The 17,400-nt window shown below is 34.0% G+C and carries 14 protein-coding genes; 12 read left to right on the forward strand and 2 right to left on the reverse strand.

The annotated features are described in order from the left end of the window. Nucleotides 1-21: 21 nt before the first annotated feature. Nucleotides 22-615 carry a ribonuclease HII gene (locus Q0252_RS07035; RefSeq protein ID WP_297984858.1) on the reverse strand — a complete coding sequence of 198 codons (594 nt, stop codon included), beginning with the start codon at nucleotides 613-615 and terminating at the stop codon, nucleotides 22-24. 134 nt (nucleotides 616-749) lie between these two features. On the opposite strand from Q0252_RS07035, the gene Q0252_RS07040 reads away from it, so the two are divergent. From Q0252_RS07040 to Q0252_RS07095, 12 genes are all read left to right on the forward strand, one after another. After that, nucleotides 750-3,800 carry a SusC/RagA family TonB-linked outer membrane protein gene (locus Q0252_RS07040; protein WP_297984860.1) on the forward strand — a complete coding sequence of 1,017 codons (3,051 nt, stop codon included), beginning with the start codon at nucleotides 750-752 and terminating at the stop codon, nucleotides 3,798-3,800. An 18-nt stretch (nucleotides 3,801-3,818) separates the two neighbouring features. Next, the gene (locus Q0252_RS07045; RefSeq protein WP_297984861.1) at nucleotides 3,819-5,318 is read left to right on the forward strand and encodes a SusD/RagB family nutrient-binding outer membrane lipoprotein; all 1,500 of its coding nucleotides are present in this window, start codon (nucleotides 3,819-3,821) and stop codon (nucleotides 5,316-5,318) included. 82 nt (nucleotides 5,319-5,400) lie between these two features. Beyond that, on the forward strand, nucleotides 5,401-7,164 hold the full coding sequence (gene argS, locus Q0252_RS07050) for an arginine--tRNA ligase (protein ID WP_297984862.1): 1,764 nt from the start codon (nucleotides 5,401-5,403) through the stop codon (nucleotides 7,162-7,164). A gap of 186 nt (nucleotides 7,165-7,350) precedes the next feature. Then, nucleotides 7,351-7,800 carry a response regulator gene (locus tag Q0252_RS07055; protein ID WP_297984863.1) on the forward strand — a complete coding sequence of 150 codons (450 nt, stop codon included), beginning with the start codon at nucleotides 7,351-7,353 and terminating at the stop codon, nucleotides 7,798-7,800. 214 nt (nucleotides 7,801-8,014) lie between these two features. Beyond that, nucleotides 8,015-9,319: a site-specific integrase gene (locus tag Q0252_RS07060; RefSeq protein ID WP_297984865.1), complete on the forward strand. Its 1,305-nt coding sequence runs from the start codon at nucleotides 8,015-8,017 to the stop codon at nucleotides 9,317-9,319. Continuing rightward, nucleotides 9,316-10,269, forward strand: a complete 954-nt coding sequence (locus tag Q0252_RS07065) for a hypothetical protein (RefSeq protein WP_297984867.1) — start codon at nucleotides 9,316-9,318, stop codon at nucleotides 10,267-10,269. The genes Q0252_RS07060 and Q0252_RS07065 overlap by 4 nt, the downstream gene beginning before the upstream one ends. A gap of 208 nt (nucleotides 10,270-10,477) precedes the next feature. Further along, nucleotides 10,478-10,801, forward strand: coding sequence for a DUF3853 family protein (locus Q0252_RS07070; protein WP_297984868.1), 324 nt, complete (start codon nucleotides 10,478-10,480; stop codon nucleotides 10,799-10,801). A 1-nt stretch (nucleotide 10,802) separates the two neighbouring features. Next, nucleotides 10,803-12,035 (forward strand): primase-helicase family protein, encoded by a 1,233-nt coding sequence (locus tag Q0252_RS07075; RefSeq protein WP_297984869.1) that lies wholly within the window; start codon nucleotides 10,803-10,805, stop codon nucleotides 12,033-12,035. A 220-nt stretch (nucleotides 12,036-12,255) separates the two neighbouring features. Next, nucleotides 12,256-13,167 carry a toprim domain-containing protein gene (locus Q0252_RS07080; protein ID WP_297984871.1) on the forward strand — a complete coding sequence of 304 codons (912 nt, stop codon included), beginning with the start codon at nucleotides 12,256-12,258 and terminating at the stop codon, nucleotides 13,165-13,167. A gap of 148 nt (nucleotides 13,168-13,315) precedes the next feature. Next, on the forward strand, nucleotides 13,316-13,765 hold the full coding sequence (locus tag Q0252_RS07085; RefSeq protein ID WP_297984873.1) for a special sigma factor: 450 nt from the start codon (nucleotides 13,316-13,318) through the stop codon (nucleotides 13,763-13,765). After that, nucleotides 13,758-14,900 carry a relaxase/mobilization nuclease domain-containing protein gene (locus tag Q0252_RS07090; protein ID WP_297984875.1) on the forward strand — a complete coding sequence of 381 codons (1,143 nt, stop codon included), beginning with the start codon at nucleotides 13,758-13,760 and terminating at the stop codon, nucleotides 14,898-14,900. The genes Q0252_RS07085 and Q0252_RS07090 overlap by 8 nt, the downstream gene beginning before the upstream one ends. A gap of 23 nt (nucleotides 14,901-14,923) precedes the next feature. Then, on the forward strand, nucleotides 14,924-15,454 hold the full coding sequence (locus Q0252_RS07095; protein WP_297984877.1) for a hypothetical protein: 531 nt from the start codon (nucleotides 14,924-14,926) through the stop codon (nucleotides 15,452-15,454). 410 nt (nucleotides 15,455-15,864) lie between these two features. Here Q0252_RS07095 and Q0252_RS07100 read toward each other — a convergent pair whose 3' ends face one another. Continuing rightward, the gene (locus Q0252_RS07100) at nucleotides 15,865-17,340 is read right to left on the reverse strand and encodes an RNA-binding domain-containing protein (RefSeq protein ID WP_297984879.1); all 1,476 of its coding nucleotides are present in this window, start codon (nucleotides 17,338-17,340) and stop codon (nucleotides 15,865-15,867) included. Between the last annotated feature and the right edge of the window lie 60 nt (nucleotides 17,341-17,400).

Raw genomic sequence — 17,400 nt, forward strand, 5'->3', positions numbered from 1 at the left:
AAGATTACCTCTTCCGTTTTTTTATTCCTCAAATTCATATTCAAGCCTGAATGATTTTCTGTGATGAATTGTTGGTCCAAATTTCATCAGTGCTTTTTGGTGTTCCTTTGTTGCGTAACCCATATTTTTTTTCCAACCGTAATGAGGAAACTCTTCGTGAAGTTTTATCATTAAATTATCACGATAGTTTTTTGCTAGGATAGAAGCTGCAGCAATTGAAAGTAATTTAGAATCCCCTTTTACTATACACTGATAAGGAATGAAATTATAGGGGTGGAAACGGTTTCCGTCAACTAAAATCAATTCCGGTCTTAATGTAAGTTTGTCCAGTGCTAAATGCATTGCATGGATAGAAGCATTCAGGATATTATGTTGGTCAATAAATTCGGGAGGTAATTCTGCAATTGAATATTCTTTGACATTTTCTTTGATATAAATATCTAAATCTTGTCTTGTTTTAAAGTTTAATTTTTTAGAATCGTTAACCAAATTTTGCTTAAAATTTTCATCCAAAATAACAGCTGCTGCTACAACAGGACCACATAAACAGCCCCTTCCAACTTCATCACAACCTGCTTCAACATAATTATCAGACCATTTTTTTAATAATTCCATAAAATTTAACTTAAATGCATGTTTAATTTTAATGATTTAACAAATTTACAAAATAATTAACGATTTGTTAAGAAAAAGTTTGGTAGATTTAACAAAAGTTTGCATTTTTGTGCCAATGAAAAATTTAATTTGATATGAAGAAACTAACAACAAGCGTTTTAGCTGTAGTTCTTTCTGCATCATTTACAATGGTAGATGCACAGACTGATACAACTAAAACAACTGATATCGAGGGTGTTGTAGTGACAGCTCTTGGTATTAAAAGGGAAGAAAAATCGCTTCCTTATGCTACACAAACTGTTAAAGCTGCAGAGCTTAACGTAACGCAGAATGTGGATGTTAAAAATGCAATCGTTGGTAAGGTTGCGGGTGTTCAGCTTAACGGACAAGCTGGATCAAAACTTGGTGAAACTGGTAAACTTCGTTTAAGAGGTGCGGTTTCTATGCTATCTGATGCAGATCCAATTTATGTATTGGATGGAGTTATCGTTGATCCCAATACGATTGATATGGATAACTTAGAGTCTGTTAACGTTTTGAAAGGGCCAAACGCAACTGCACTTTATGGGCAAAGAGCTCAATATGGTGTTGTTGTAATGACGCTTAAAAAAGGTGCAAGAAACAGACTAAATGTGGAATTGAACTCTTCAACAAACGTAGATGTTGTTGCAAGAACAATGAAATATCAAAATGAATATGGACAAGGTTATGATGGAGAGGATTCATTCGGAACTTTCCATTTCAATCCGGTAAGACATCCTGCAGAATGGGCTGCATTAGAAGGTATGACTTATAAGAGAGGTCAAAATTACCTTGCTGACGAATCTTGGGGTGCTAAATTTGATGGTAGAGATTATTTGCCTTGGTATGCATTCTGGAAAGACAGTCCATATTTCGGACAGACAGCTAAATGGGTTGCGCAACCCAATAACGTAAAAGATTTCTACGATAACGCATTCACATTTAAGAATTCAATCTCTGTATCTGGCGGAACTGACGCTTTCACAGGTAGAGTATCTTTCACTAACTTGCTTCAAAATGGTATTACTCCGTATACTGAACTAAGAAGAAATTATTTCAACTCTACTGCAAACTACAAATTTAATGACAAATTAAATGTAGAAGCAGTACTGAACTTTTCTCAGGGCAGAACAACCGGAGATTTTGATGATGGTTATTCTAACCAGACTTCCGGATCTTTCAACCAATGGTTTGGTAGAGATTTGGATATCAACAAAATGAAGGAGCTTAAAGATCTTGAAACACCTAGAGGATATCATGCATCTTGGAACTGGTGGGGACCAGATTATTACAGAATTGATGGGCCAAGTGCTTACAGAACAAAACCTGGATTCTGGTATAATCCATTTACATATATGGAGAGATACAGACCTTATGTGGATAGAAAAACCATTATGTTCTCCGTTGCACCATCTTACAAAATTACTGATGACTTAACGGCTAGAGTTTCTTATTCAAGAGTAAACAATATCTCTAACAGCAGATATTTCATGCCTTATTCACTTACAAAAAGTGCAAGTGGAACAGAAGGAGGGTACATGGACTTCTTGAACGGTTTTGGTTTAACTGATTCTGATTATACTGAAGATCAATATGAAGGTAGATTAAGCTACTCTAACAAGTTTGGTAAAATTGACCTTAATACTTTTGTAGGAGGAAATATTACAAACCAGTCTTGGACTGGTACAACTGAAAACATGGATGTTTTTGGAAAACTTCAGTGGTTGCTTACTCCTGATGTTTGGGATTTCAAGAATGCTAATATTGCTCCGGTTCCAGATCCATGGGATTATGGTAAAACTTACAAATCGTTATTTGGTAACGTTTCTGTTGGTTATGATGATACTTTCTATATTGATGCTTCTGCCAGAAATGACGTTAACTCAGCTTATTTGAACGGTAATAACTCTTTCTTTACTTACTCTTTGGGAGCGAGTGTTTTGCTACACAATCTTTGGGCTAAAAACGATTATATCACTTACTTCAAGTTAAGAGCAGGTATTGCACAGATTGCGAGTGATATTAATGCAAGAGCTACTAATCCTGAGTATTTCTTCTATGACAAGCCTTTGGCAATGGGTACAAGATCATATCAAATGGCATTACAGCCAACAAGATATATTGATCCTACTTTGAAGCCAGCGATTAACGAAAACCTTGAATTTGGAGCTGATATTAAGTTCCTTAAAAACAGAGTTACTTTAGGAGCTACTTATTATGATGAGAAGAGAAATGATGAGCCACTTCCGGTAACATTGCCTTCTTCTTCAGGAGCACTAAGTATTTTCTTAAATTCTGGGGATGCTAGAAGAAAAGGTATCGAATTGAACCTTTCTGGTGATGTTATCAGAAATTCAAATGGATTTAACTGGACTACATCTGCAAACTTTGCGATGAACAAATCTACTATTGAAAAAGTAGCTGAAGGACTTAATGCAATCAACTATGGTTTGTCACCTGCATTCGGTTATGTATCTGTCCTTCAAATGGTAGGTGAAGAATGGGGTCAGTTAGTTGGTAACGGTTTCGCAAGAGATGAGAACGGTAATAAAGTTCTTAATGCTGATGGCTTGTATGTAATTGAAGGTAACAAAAACTTTGGAAGTATCCTTCCTAAATTTACAGGTGGTTGGTACAACTCATTTGGTTACAAAGGTGTTACATTAGCAGCAAGTATTGATTTCCAAAAAGGAGGAAAATGGTTCTCTTTATCAGAACAATGGGGTAACTCAGGTGGTTTGTTAGCACCTACAGCTGCAATTAACGAGAATGGACACAGTGTAAGAGATGCAGTAGCTGATGGTGGGGGTGTACGTGTAACTGGTGTAGATGAAGCTGGTAACCCAGTTGATACATACATCGAAGCTTACGATTACTTTACACAGTTCCACGGTAACAGATTAGCTGAGCAATATATCCACGATGGCAGCTACATTAAGTTACGTGAAGTAGGATTATCTTATACTTTCCCTAAATCTTTGTTTGCAAACACTACAGTACAGGGAATTACAGTTGGTTTAACAGCAAGAAACCCTTGGTTAATTTGGGTATCTAAAGATAACTACCACAGACAAGATCCTTCAGAGATGTCTCAAGTTTATGGTGAAGACGGACAGTTGCCATCTACAAAAGGATATGGTGTAAATGTTAAAATTAATTTTTAATAATATTAAATAATTACAATGAGAAAATTAAAAATTGTAGTACTATCCCTTTTCGTTTTAGGCTCATTAGGGTCTTGTAGAGATGAAAACTTCGGGGATTTAAATAAAGATAAGTACGGTGCGTATGACGCAAGTTACTCTGCATTGATGTCTGGATCAATGATGAGTTTTGCGCAAAACGGGGGAAATTCTTACTTGATGAACCCACAATTGTATGTTCAGTATCAAGCACAGTCTGTATATACTACTCAACAAATCTATGGTTTTGAGCGTGGAGCTTGGGGTAGATATTATGCTAACCAAATTGTTAACTTAGATAAAATAATAGCAGATTATTCTAATAACCCAACGCCTGCAATGTTAACTCAAGGGGCAGCGGAGAATATGATTGGTGTTTCTAAGATTTTCAAGTCTATTATCTATAAGAGAATTACAGATACGTATGGAGATATTCCATATTCTGAAGCTGCTAAAATTGGTGAAGGTCTTCGTACTCCGAAGTATGATACACAGGAAGCTGTATACAAAGGAATCATTAAAGATCTTCAGGAAGGTAGAAACATGCTGAACACTGCTAAAACTGCTGTTCAGGGAGATATCCTTTATCAAGGATCTACAGCAAACTGGAAAAGATTGGCGAACTCTGTATTGTTGCAAACAGCTTTGCAGTTAAGCAAGAAATATCCAGGTGCTTCAGGTTTTGCTGCTCAAACTTTTAATGAGGCACTGTCTAACTCGGGAGGTGTAATTGAAACTACTGCACAGGAAGCTTACTGGACGTTCTCTTCTGCTAGTTTAGTTGCTAATCCACTAAATACTTTTAGAGCGGCAGACTACTATCTTTCAAGAGAGTTTACTGAATCTTTAAAAGGTGCTGCTAATACATTTAACAGAACTTCAAACCATACTTTAGATAAAAGATTAAGCGTATTTAGTACTGGTGGTAATACAGGAACTGGTTTGGCTTATGGATACACAGTGGATGATTTAACTGCAGCTGGTTTGGATAACTCTGCAAATGCTGCACAACAATCAACTAAATTCAAAGGTGCTGATGCTCCAATGGCTTTAATGACTGCTGGTTATACTTACCTTAACAGAGCAGAAGCTGCTCAATTGGGTTGGACTGCTGAAAGTGCTACTGCAATGCTAACTTTAGGAATTACAAGAAGTTACCAAACACTTGATGCTAAATACGGATCCGCAATTGCTGCTGATGCTGTTGCTTACGCTGCTGCTAGAGTTGTGGATTATGCTGCTGCTCCTGCTAAAGTAATTGCTGAAGAGAAATGGGTTGCATTGTTCAACCAAGGATTTGATTCTTGGTCCGAATGGAGAAGAACAGGATACCCTACTTTATTGCCTGCTCACAGTGCAATCAATGGAGGTAAAATCCCAACAAGAATGCCTTATCCTCTTGAAGAAGCAAATTATAACGCAACAAATTATAATGAAGCTGTATCAAGATTATCACCTGCAGAAGATAAAAACACTTCTAAATTCTGGTGGGAACTATAATATCTTTTCATTAAGATAAACTCAAACCGCTCTTCGGAGCGGTTTTTTTATTTCCGTATATTTGCACTTCAATTTTTTCTATATGAATATTAAAGACCTGATTCAAAATAAAATTTCGGAAATCATCCGAAGCACTTATCAACTTAATGATGTTACTCTTGAAGTTCAGCAAAATAAAACAGAGTTTGAAGGTGATTTTACAGTGGTTACTTTTCCTTTGGTTAAACTGGCGAAGAAAAGTCCGGATATTATAGCAAACGAATTAGGTACTTCATTGACAGTACAGTCTGATTTTGTTGAAAGCTTTAATGTGGTGAAAGGTTTTCTTAATCTTAAAATTAAAGACAGTTTTTTTGTTGATAATTTCAATACAATTAAAAATGGTTTAGAACAGATTGAGAATAAAGATCAAACCGTAATGGTAGAATATTCTTCACCAAATACCAACAAACCTTTGCATCTAGGTCATATTAGAAATAACCTTTTAGGTTTTTCCGTTGCCCAAATTCTGGCGGAAGACGGTTATAATGTTATCAAGACACAGATTATTAATGACAGAGGAATTCATATCTGTAAATCGATGTTGGCGTGGGAAAAATCGGGGAAGAATGAAACTCCGGAATCCACTCATCTGAAAGGTGATAAACTTGTTGGAAACTATTATGTTGAATTTGATAAGACATACAAGGAAGAAATTAACGAGCTCAAGAACAACGGAATAGATGAAGAACAGGCAAAGAAAAAGGCGCCTTCCATTCTTGAGGCTCAAAAAATGCTGTTGGATTGGGAGAAAGGAGATGAACATGTACGAAGCCTCTGGCAAATGATGAATTCCTGGGTTTATGCAGGGTTTGATGAAACGTATAAAAGATTAGGAGTAGATTTTGATCAAAAGCAATACGAAAGTAATACGTATTTACTTGGTAAAGATTTAATTCAGGAAGGGCTTCTAAAAGGAGTTTTATACCGAAAAGACGATGGTTCTGTTTGGTGTGATTTAACGGATGAAGGTTTGGATCAAAAACTTTTGCTGCGTTCTGATGGAACTTCCGTTTACATGACGCAGGATTTGGGAACTGCGGTGCAGCGTTTTAAAGACAATAATATTCAGAAACTAATTTATACAGTAGGAAACGAGCAGGATTATCACTTCGATGTTTTGTTTAAAATCCTAAAGAAATTAGGCTACGAATGGGCAGATCAGCTATATCACCTTTCTTACGGTATGGTTGAACTTCCGGAAGGTAAAATGAAGTCGCGTGAAGGAACGGTTGTAGATGCAGATGATTTAATGGAAGAAATGTATCAAACTGCTAAAGCGAAAGCACAGGAGTTAGGAAAGCTTGAAAATCTTTCAGATGAAGAAAAGGAAGCGTCATACGAAACTGTTGGTTTGGGAGCATTAAAATATTTTATGCTGAAAGTGGATCCAAAAAAGAAAATGCTTTTCAATCCTGCTGAAAGTATTGATTTTAACGGAAATACAGGTCCTTTTATCCAATACACCTATGCTAGGATTCAATCACTGTTGAATAAAGCTCAGTTTAGCTCAAAAGAAAATTCTGTAAATTATCATCTCAACGAATTTGAAAAAGAGCTCATTATGCAGCTTTCCACCTATAAAGAAGTGGTGACAAAAGCCGCAGAAACTTTAAGCCCGGCTCAGGTTGCGAATTATGTTTATGATTTGGTAAAATCTTATAACTCGTTTTATCAGAACAATCCGATTATGAATCAGGATGATGAAAGTATTAAACAGTTCCGACTGGAATTATCAGATTTAACTGGTAAAACCATCAAAAAATCGCTTGGTTTGTTAGGGATTGGTACAGTTAACCGAATGTAAAAAATTAAGTCTTCAGATTTCTGAAGACTTTTTTTGTTTACTATAGTGAATAAAATTAGGAAGCTATTATTGATTTGTATTTTATTTTTTATTTATAATTACTGTTTTTATTTATGATTAATAATTGATAAAAAAAATGATAGTTTTGTTGATTATTTTGTAAATTTGCTGACAATTACAATATGTATGAAAAATAATATATCCCTTATTTACCTGGTTGATGATGATGAAGACGACAGGCTTTTCTTTTCTGATGCCTTTGCTGAAACCGATTATAGCCCGGAAATTGTTACGTACGACAGTGGTTTAAAGATGTTGGAGCAGCTGGAAGAAGAAACCATTTTGCCCGAGATTATTTTTGTTGACTTAAATATGCCACACATCAGCGGACTGGAATGTTTGAAAAGGCTTAAAGGCAACAAAAAATTCGAAAACATTTCTGTTGCTATTTATTCCACCTCAGATGCAGATAAAGATGTAGGAAGTAGCTATAAGCAGGGCGCAAACCTTTATATCAAAAAGCAGTCTTCATTTCAGGATATTGTAAAAACCATGAACATTGTTCTCACGATGAACTGGCAAGACCACAATTCAAAGCGTACGGAAGACAATTTCGTCCTCGAAGTCACAAAATAAAAACTTATTAATAAAAAAAATCCTCTGAAATTTCAGAGGATTAATTACTTATGTAGACTCACAGGGATTCGAACCTTATCAATTATAGAACATCATAAAATATATAATTTACTGTTAATCAATGTTTAGCATTTAAATAATATTTTGTGAAACTTAAATAATCTTATTGTGTATCATAAAAAATGGCTGTAAATTTGGCTGTAAATTTTATGGTATGATTACAATTAGGAGAAAAATCAATATAGAATTAGAGAAGAGAAAAAAAGATGGTCAGATTATCGACGATAATGTTCCGATTTTTTTTCGCTTGACTTATAATGCTAATAGAATCAATTTATTTACAGGATACCGAATTGATAGAAATCTATGGAATGAACAATTACTAGAAGTAAAGAAAGGGTCTATTAATAAAAATGGCATAAGTGCTGAAGAAATAAATACAAAAATACAAACTCTCCTATCAGACCTTCAAACCTTTTTCATCAAATGCCAAATTGAAGATAGAATTCCTGAACCATCAGAGTTAAAGAACTACTTCAACGATCTAAAAGATAAGGGAGAGAAAAGAAAAAGCAAGTTACTAAATGCGGCAGAAGAAGAGAGCAAAACCTTTTTTGATGTTTATGACGAATTCACTTCTTACTCAGGAAAAATTAATAATTGGAGTGAAGACACCTTTAAGAAATTTGCAGCCTTAAAAAATCACCTTACTGAATTTAACAAAGATTTGTCATTTGAAGATTTGGACTCCGATGGAATGACAAAGTTGATGTCGTACTTTTTTGGCACAATCAAATTAAATAATGTTACTACAAAAAAATATTTGAAGAACTTGAAATGGTTCTTAAGATTTGCTATTAAGCACGAATATGTGGACGGCTCCATATTCAAAGAATTTAATCCGAAACTAAAAACAGCAGAAAAACCAATCGTTTTTCTTTCTGAAGAAGAAATAAAAAAAATACGAGATTTAGAAATTCCAGAAACCAAACAATATTTAGAAAGAGTACGAGATATTCTGCTATTCACTTGTTTTTGCGGATTAAGACATTCTGATGTTGCAAAGTTGAAAAAAAGTGATATCAAGAATGACAAAATACAAATTGTAACCAAGAAGACTACGGACAACCTCACAATCGAACTTAACAATATTGCGTTACACATACTTAAAAAGTATAACGATTACGAACCGGAGAGTGATTTTGCACTTCCTGTTATTTCTAATCAGAAGTATAATGATTACTTAAAGGAATTGGGTGCTCTTGCAAAAATAAATGACCCTATTAGTCACACTTATTTTATTGGGAACAAACGGCATGACGATGTAAAACCAAAGTCGGAATGTTTTTCATCCCATTTGGGAAGGAGAACATTTATTTGTCTGTGCGTTGCAAAAGGAATTCCAATTCAGGTTATCATGAAATGGACTGGTCATTCAGATTATCAGTCTATGAAACCATATATCGATGTAGTAGATTCGACAAGAGAAGCGCAAATGCAAAAACTAAATATCCTATGAAAATAACAGAACATATTGATGAACTAATCGTAATGGAGAAGTTTCTCACAACATTAAACAACGAAAACTTATCAAAAGAAATTATTGATTCGTGTATTGTTTTTACTGATTATAAAAACAAAATTGAATTTAGTGCTTTGTTTGAACACCAAAGACCCAATCTAATTTACCGAGAATACAAAGCGAAATTATCAAACTTAAAAAACTTACTAACTGAAAAAGGATTTCTTTTTAAGTATCACCGTATTTCTTCGGTGATCTCGACTGAATGTTCAAAAGAAGAATCAATCTACAATTCACAATACAAAGTTTTAAGACAGATAAGTGACAAACGGCTCGAACTCAATGGGAGATTAGAATCGTGGTGTATGAGATACAGTGAAGAGTCCGAGCAAATGATTGAATTGAGAAAAGAATATGAAGAAATTAATAATGAATATAAAAAAGAGAGGGAATATTGCAATTCTTTGTATAATGATTGGGGGAGAAAGGAACGAAAATTAGATTATTTGTATGGTTTTCATCCTCAGAAAATGATTGAAAAAATTGAAGAAATTGAGTTTGCTTTTTCCTCATTAAGTGTTTTTGAAAAGTATCTTGATGAAGTATTCGTCAACGGAAGAGTTTTGGGAGTTCTATATGATTTGTTTGTTGGATTAGATCTTATCGAGTTTGTAGAGTTCCTAGATTTTGTAAATCAAATGGCTGGAAAAGATCTCATGGCTGTACAAAAGAAGCGAAATACAGATAAGTTCATTGCATATGCTATTAATAGGGTTGCGATTGAATTTATTAAGCCAGCGAAAAAAGCAATTTGGAGAGATGAAATGGTAACTTACTTTGATATAAATGATTTCGAAAAGAAGATTAATCCTTCTAGCAAAAACAAAGTACAATTACATAAAGAGATTGACGCAATTATTAATTCGGCAAAACATGAACTCCTTTAAACATCATTAACTGTTTTTTTGAAAAAAAAATCAATTAATGAGTGCTTTTGAGCTCTTTTGAATTTCTATGAATCTATTAGTAGCATAAAATAAATATTTTTTAATGTAATAACCTGTAAATCAGTGCAAAAAATTGCGCTGATTTTTCATTTTGAATTTTGCTGAACTTGGGAATCGTTGAAATTTTGTGGTATCAAATTTATTAAAAATGGAAACACAGAATTTATTAACAAAGCCACTATGGCAAATGACAGGCGAAGAATTTCTAGCACTTACAAACTCCAAAGAGAAAGAGAAAATTGCTAATCAAACTGGCCCGCCAATAATTAAGGAAAATAAAAAACTTGTTTATGGAATACGAGGCATAGCAAATCTTTTTGATTGTTCAATAGCAACAGCGAATCGAATTAAGAAAAGTGGAGTTATTGATGATGCAATTTTTCAACGAAATCGAACAATTGTGGTAGATGCGGAAATTGCATTGCAGCTTTTCAAATCAAACAATAAGGAAATATCCACTAAAGAAAATTGAAATGAATAATCCTGCACATATACCTTACCTCCGAATTGGAACTACTTATTATAAGTTAGTCACAAAACCTCAAATTTCTGGAGATAAAATAACAATTCTAACGAAGTGGTCTCGTGAAACCATTATTCAAGACCATGAGCGAAATTATTTGAGTAAAATCCCAAAATATGATGGTTTTTGTTGCATTCCTGACAACTTGAATTTTAAGCAAAATGTTGAAAATTTCTATAACATCTACAACGAAATTCCTTTCCAACCAGTTGTTGCAAAAGTTACTATAGAAGACCTTCCATTTACTTTACAGTTTTTAGAACACATTTTCGGAAAACAGATAGACTTAGGTCTTGATTATCTGAAAATCCTATTGATTAACCCAACACAGATTCTTCCAATTTTATGTTTGGTTAGCAAAGAGAGAGCAACAGGGAAAACCACTTTCATAAAATGGCTTAAGGAAATTTTCGGACTAAATATGACTTACATTAAAGGAGATTCCTTTAATAGTCAATTCAATTCAGACTGGGCTTCTATGCTTCTAATTGCAATTGACGAAGTGTTTTTTGACCGAAAAGAAATTACCGAGCGACTTAAATATCTTTCAACTACAAACAAAGATAAACTTGAAAATAAAGGTAAAGACCGTGAGGAAATTGACTTCTTTGGAAAGTTTATTCTCTGCAGTAACAATGAGGATAATTTCATTCAAATTGATGAAAACGAAATCAGATTTTGGATTTTGAAAATCAATCCAATCAAAACGGAAAACACAGAATTTCTCAATAATCTTAAAGAGGAAATTCCATTATTCCTAAAATATCTAATTGATAGATCATTCTTTTCTCAAAAAAAGAGCCGAATGTGGTTCGCCCCTCAGGACATCAAAACCAAAGCCCTTCAGAAACTTGTCTTCCGAAATAACAACAAGCTGGAATCAAAAGTTATAGAACTTTTTTTTGAATTCTTCGAATCTATTGATGACACAAGTGTTAATGTTGCTCCGCAGGACATTTTGAACATGCTTAACCGAATGTTCAGATTGACCTATTTCACAAGAAGAGATGTCCGAAATATCCTGAAAGAGAATTGGAAATTGACAGCTCAATCCAATTCCCTCGCATACATCCGATATGATATCGATCATGCAGGTGTTTTTTATCAGAACAATGCAAAAGGGAGATATTTTACTATTGAAAAGGACTTTATCCTCAAAAAGTATGATGACTTGATGAAGTAATTGCTATTGAAAAGAAAAACAATCAGTTATGGTTCATCAAAACCCTCATCAAAGCAATTCACTCTGTTTTTTGATGACAAAATGATGAATAGAAATAAACCAATTTGATGAAATGATGAAGAACTGATGATGTAATAATCATTTAAAACACAACCGATTACAAAACAATTTCATCAAATCATCAAAATAGAAACAGCTTTTAATTAATAAACACAAAACAATGAATTGCAAACAGGCAAACGAAAATATCAGCATCAGGGAAATCTTGGAGAGTTTTTCTCTTTTCCCGAGCAAGGACAACCGAAGAACCGCTTTTTATCTTGCATTTGATCGTGAAGAAAAAACACCAAGTCTTTCAGTGAATTTTGAAAAGAACACTGCATTTGATTTTGGAACAGGAGTGAAATACGACAATGTTTCCTTGGTTCAAGGCATCAAAAAATGTTCAGTTTCCGAAGCGTTGGAATATCTGAAAAGATTTGATTATTCAATTCCAACAATGAAGAAAATGGAAAATGAAGATGATAAACCAAAATCAGGCTATCAGATTTTCAAAATCAAAGAAGTGGAACATCCAAGTTTGATTGACTATTTAAAATCAAGAAAACTCGATTCCTTAAAATCTGAACTCAAAGAAATTCATTATGAACTCAACGGAAAGAATTATTTCGGTTTGGGATTCAAAAACGATTCGGACGGATATGAAATGAGGAATCAATACGTCAAAATTTGTTTAGGTAAAAAAGACCTCACTTCAGTGAAAAATCAATCTAAAACTTTAAGGATTTTTGAAGGATTTGCAGATTATTTGTCGTTCAAAATTTTGGAAAAACCACTCGAAAAAGAACCTTCGGATTACATCATTTTGAATTCCGTCACGATGATTTCAAAGGTCAAAAATCAACTCGAAAATTATCATAATATTGAACTCTTTTTGGACAATGACAGGACGGGAGATTCTGTAACCGACATTCTCAAAAAACAAAATTCCAATGTTTCTGACGAACGGATTTTATTCAAAAATCACAAAGACTTAAATGAGTTTTTAATCAGTGGGAACATGCGTAAAATGGATATAGGTTTAGAGGAAAGAGACCTACGTGAAATAACGACACGCAAAATCGGCAGATAGGTTGTGCAAAAAGTACCCTACGTCCGACCACTAGCGTGTCGTCGGTAGGGATTTTTGATTTTCTCCTGCCGTCGAAAATACTTTTTTGAACTAAAAATTCGGATAGCAAACAAGATGATTTACAATTTTAACATTAAATACAAATATTATGGAAAATGATTTTTTAACCGATTTTGTACAACAAATATCGAAAGAAGAAGAGGCAAGAAATGCAGAAAAAAAGCGAAAAGAATTCTTTAGAGAAATTGGTAGAAAAGGTGGTCTTCGGAAAAAGACATCCACTCATTTTTTGAGAAAATTCACCGTGAGATTTACAGAAAATGAATTCGAAGAAATTCAGAAATTATCCAAAAAACATAGCCTTAAAATCTCGGAATATATAAGGTTGGTTTTGACGGAAAAAGAATTAAAAATACATGAATTTAGAACGGATGAAATCTTACTGTCATATGCCAATAATTTTACGCATATCAAAAATCTATTACGACATCGAGAATGGAATGTTTTTGAAAACAAAAAAATCATCCTTCAAGAAATTGAGAAAGTGACCGAATTGATGCGTAGATATTTAATTGAAAAACTAAATGAAAATGAATAACTCTTGCACCACAAGAAGAATTTCTTCCATCGCAATTGAATACAATGGCAATGATAAAGGTTTTGCAAAAATGGTTCATTCACAAAATTTATTGGGTACAACTCCTGAGCAGATCTTTCAAGAAATGAAGATGATTGCCGATAGAAATGAAAATGTTCATAAATGGGCTTTAACAGGATATGTTTCAATTCCGCATTTTGCAAATAATATTTCAGAAGACAAACTCACTGAAATCACTTTGCAAGCACTGCGACAGATGGGAATGACCGACCATAATCAAGCGATTGTGGATTCCCATAATTCAACCAAAAACTTCCATATACACTTCATCGTTAACCGCATCCAAACCAATGGAAAATGCTCGATTAAATCGGCAAAATGTGGGGATAGATTTGGAAAGGAGTTGAGGGCGATTTTACGTGAACACGGTATCAAAACAGATGTTGAAATTGGAATTGAAAAGAAGGCTGAAATGCTGCAGAATTTGAAAAATTGTATTCGGTCTTCAAACAACTTCGAGCAACTTGTTTTTCAAATGAACTCAGTAGGATTTCGTGTAACATTATCAGAAAATGAAAAAATTGGAATTTCAGGTATGCGGATCGTTCGCCACGATGATATCAACGATCAGACTGAACGAATATACCTTCCAGGATTTACATTAAGTCAAATTACCAATAAATTGAAAATTGCAGAAATGAAGGAAATCTTCAAGTTGAAGTCTTTTATTTCGAAAAATTTGAATATCGAATCACTTATTGATTTTAGAGAACGAGCAGAAAAAGAAAACTTACAAATAAAAGTCAAATATTCAACTTCAATGGGAAAACTTCAAATCGAAAAACTTTGGATAAAGCCAATAAGTAATAATAAATCAGGATTTTTCTGTGATAAAAAAATGGGCTTTGAATTGTCGGAAATAGACCCAAGTTTATCCAAGAAATTTATTGAAAATATGAATTTGGAAATTTCAACAAATCAATATGAAAATACCAAGGAACAAAGTGTGATTTCTACTTTGGAAGAACTAGTCAAAGATTTTATCAAACCCAATTATGTATCAGCTGATGATAGTTTGCTCAAGAAGAGGAGAAAGTCAATTTATGACGATGAAAGTCGTCATTTTAGAAGATAATTAACATAAAAAAATACAATCAAATGGAAAATTCAGAACAAAAACCAAATCCAACCGAACTACTAGCAAATTTACTTGAAGAACTAAAAAAGAATAATAACAATAATTCTAACTTAAAGCGGGACATACAGCGATTGAGAATCATTAAAGCTTTTATTTCAAAAAAGACTGATTCTCTTAGAGAAGTGCTTGAAACGCTACCAAAGACAATTGAATTACAGTTTTCCGAATCCAGCAAGAGCCAACTTGACCAACTAAATCGAAAATCTCATATATTGAAAATAGTTGTGATAAGTTCCGTAGTGTATTTCCTTATGTCCTTAATCTATCTGTTTTATCTTAAAAAAATGTCGGATGGATGGTATTCAGAAGCGATTAAATCCAAAAAAGAGTTTCTGATTGATCTAGAAAAAGAAAATAGAACTGTAGTTTCAACGGAATATTTAGACAATTTGGAAAACAACACAAAAATGATGAATGAATTCATAAAAAGAAATCCTAAAGAGGCAAACAAATTATTAAATTTTAAAGAAGGATTTGATGCTAAAAAATAATTCAAATAAATACTAACAATTAAAAACGAAAAAAATGGAAAAAGTATTTTTTTTACAATGCAATTGAGGCAGGCTATAACCCGAAGAATTATAAATACAAGAAGGATTTACCGCTTGAAAATTTCAGAGCTATTCTGGACTTCAAAATATGGGCAAAAGGTTAGTACGCCATCCGTGATAGAATAAAAGACGATAAGTTTATTTCTTAAGCAATACTCATTATTTATCTAAAATTCGCACAGCAAAAGGTATTAGAGTGCTCCGAAGAAACCATACTAACTTACATACAACTTGTATACTTCTATCTATAAATCAATGTACAGAAACTACCCAAAACACCATTAAATAAAGGAAATATTAAATTCGGCTACATAACAACTTAGTTACACTTGTATACTTTCAGCTACAAATTATAAGAAGTCTTTTCCGGCTTCGGTTGTAATATATTCCTGTCGTGGACTCGTTGGATTTTGCGGAATTGTAAACTCAATTAATCCTCTTTCAAGTAGTGGTAGAATGTTTCGCACATAGTTGGAATGCTGGTTTTGCAAACCTAAATGCTCCAAAACGCTACTTCTCTTTTGCGAAGTGATACAAAATTTAAGAATTGATTTCTCTCTGTCTGTTAATTCCACATTGATGAAAAACTGATTTACTGGCAGTGTACAAAGGAAAAAGCTGAAATTATCATCCGTTTCAAAGCTTGGTTTTGGGGAACCATTTTCTTCCATACTGTCATAAATTGTTGGAAAACCGGAAGCTCTACCTTCAGTAAGTTTCATTTCTTTGAAGAAATCGCCAACACGGCGATTACGATAGGTTCTTGCTACAATCCTGCGTTCTTTCAGCATTTCTTGAGTAACGGGTGGAAGCGGACCAGGGAAACTCAAAATTTCCATTTTATCGGGCCATATATTTATCTCTATCGGACTTTCATTTTCATAACTTCGATGATAGAATGCATTTGCAATAGCTTCTTCCACAGCGTCAAAAGGATAATTAACCACTCTGTTTGCTTCGGCTCTTACAGAACTCTTATTTACTCTTTCTTTTTGAACATTGGTTTTAAAATATTCCAAAACCTCCCTCATTTGTAAATGAATAGGGCCCGTGAAACGCTTTTCCGTAAAATCTTTCCCTGAATTGTCCGAATAAACAATAAACTCTGTGGTTGCTCCACGGAAAAACTTCTGTGGATTTTCATTAAAAAATAACAATCCAACATTTAAAGGAAGCAATGCTTCTACAGGACCCGAAGCAATACGCATTTGGACAGCCAAATCTTTCAATGGCATTTTAAGGGCTTCTGTACGCAGATCACTTTTAACTTCCTCCAAAAAACCACGAATAAGATTGAAGCTTAAATCCTCTACTGAAGCGTGATGATTTACACGGTCATCAAAGGGTATTTTCTTAGCCATTTCCACCAATAGCATTTCTTCTTGTCGGTTTGCTTGCTTGGTTACCGAGCTTCTTCTAACATAATATTTTCTTCCTGAATCCTTTGAGCCATATTTTACTGGTGCATTGTAAGGTCTGTTATCTCCTCCTGGAGCCCAAATCACCAACACATCTTTATCGACCAGTCTATACGGTTGGCTTACCGGACAGTAATAAGGCGAAATAAGATTGGCAATTTTCATGAGTTCTTTTTGGATGGCGTCAAACTGATTCAACTGCAGACCATGAGGTGGCAAAATCGGCTGACCGTCCTTCTCCTCAATTCCAATGAAAATATATCCGCCGCCCCAATTGTTGATGTCGTTGGCAAAAGCACAAACCGAATGCATCACATCTTCGGGATTCCATCCTTTTTTGAACTCGATACGATCCCACTCCACGGTTTGTCCTGTTAAAAGACTTTCGATATTAATTGGTAATGCCATCAGAAATTAAAACTAAGATCCAAAGATAATGAAAGATATTTCCTGTTACAATCTTATATA

Origin of the sequence: uncultured Chryseobacterium sp., from assembly GCF_936933875.1 — a bacterium.
Taxonomy (GTDB): domain Bacteria; phylum Bacteroidota; class Bacteroidia; order Flavobacteriales; family Weeksellaceae; genus CAKZIK01.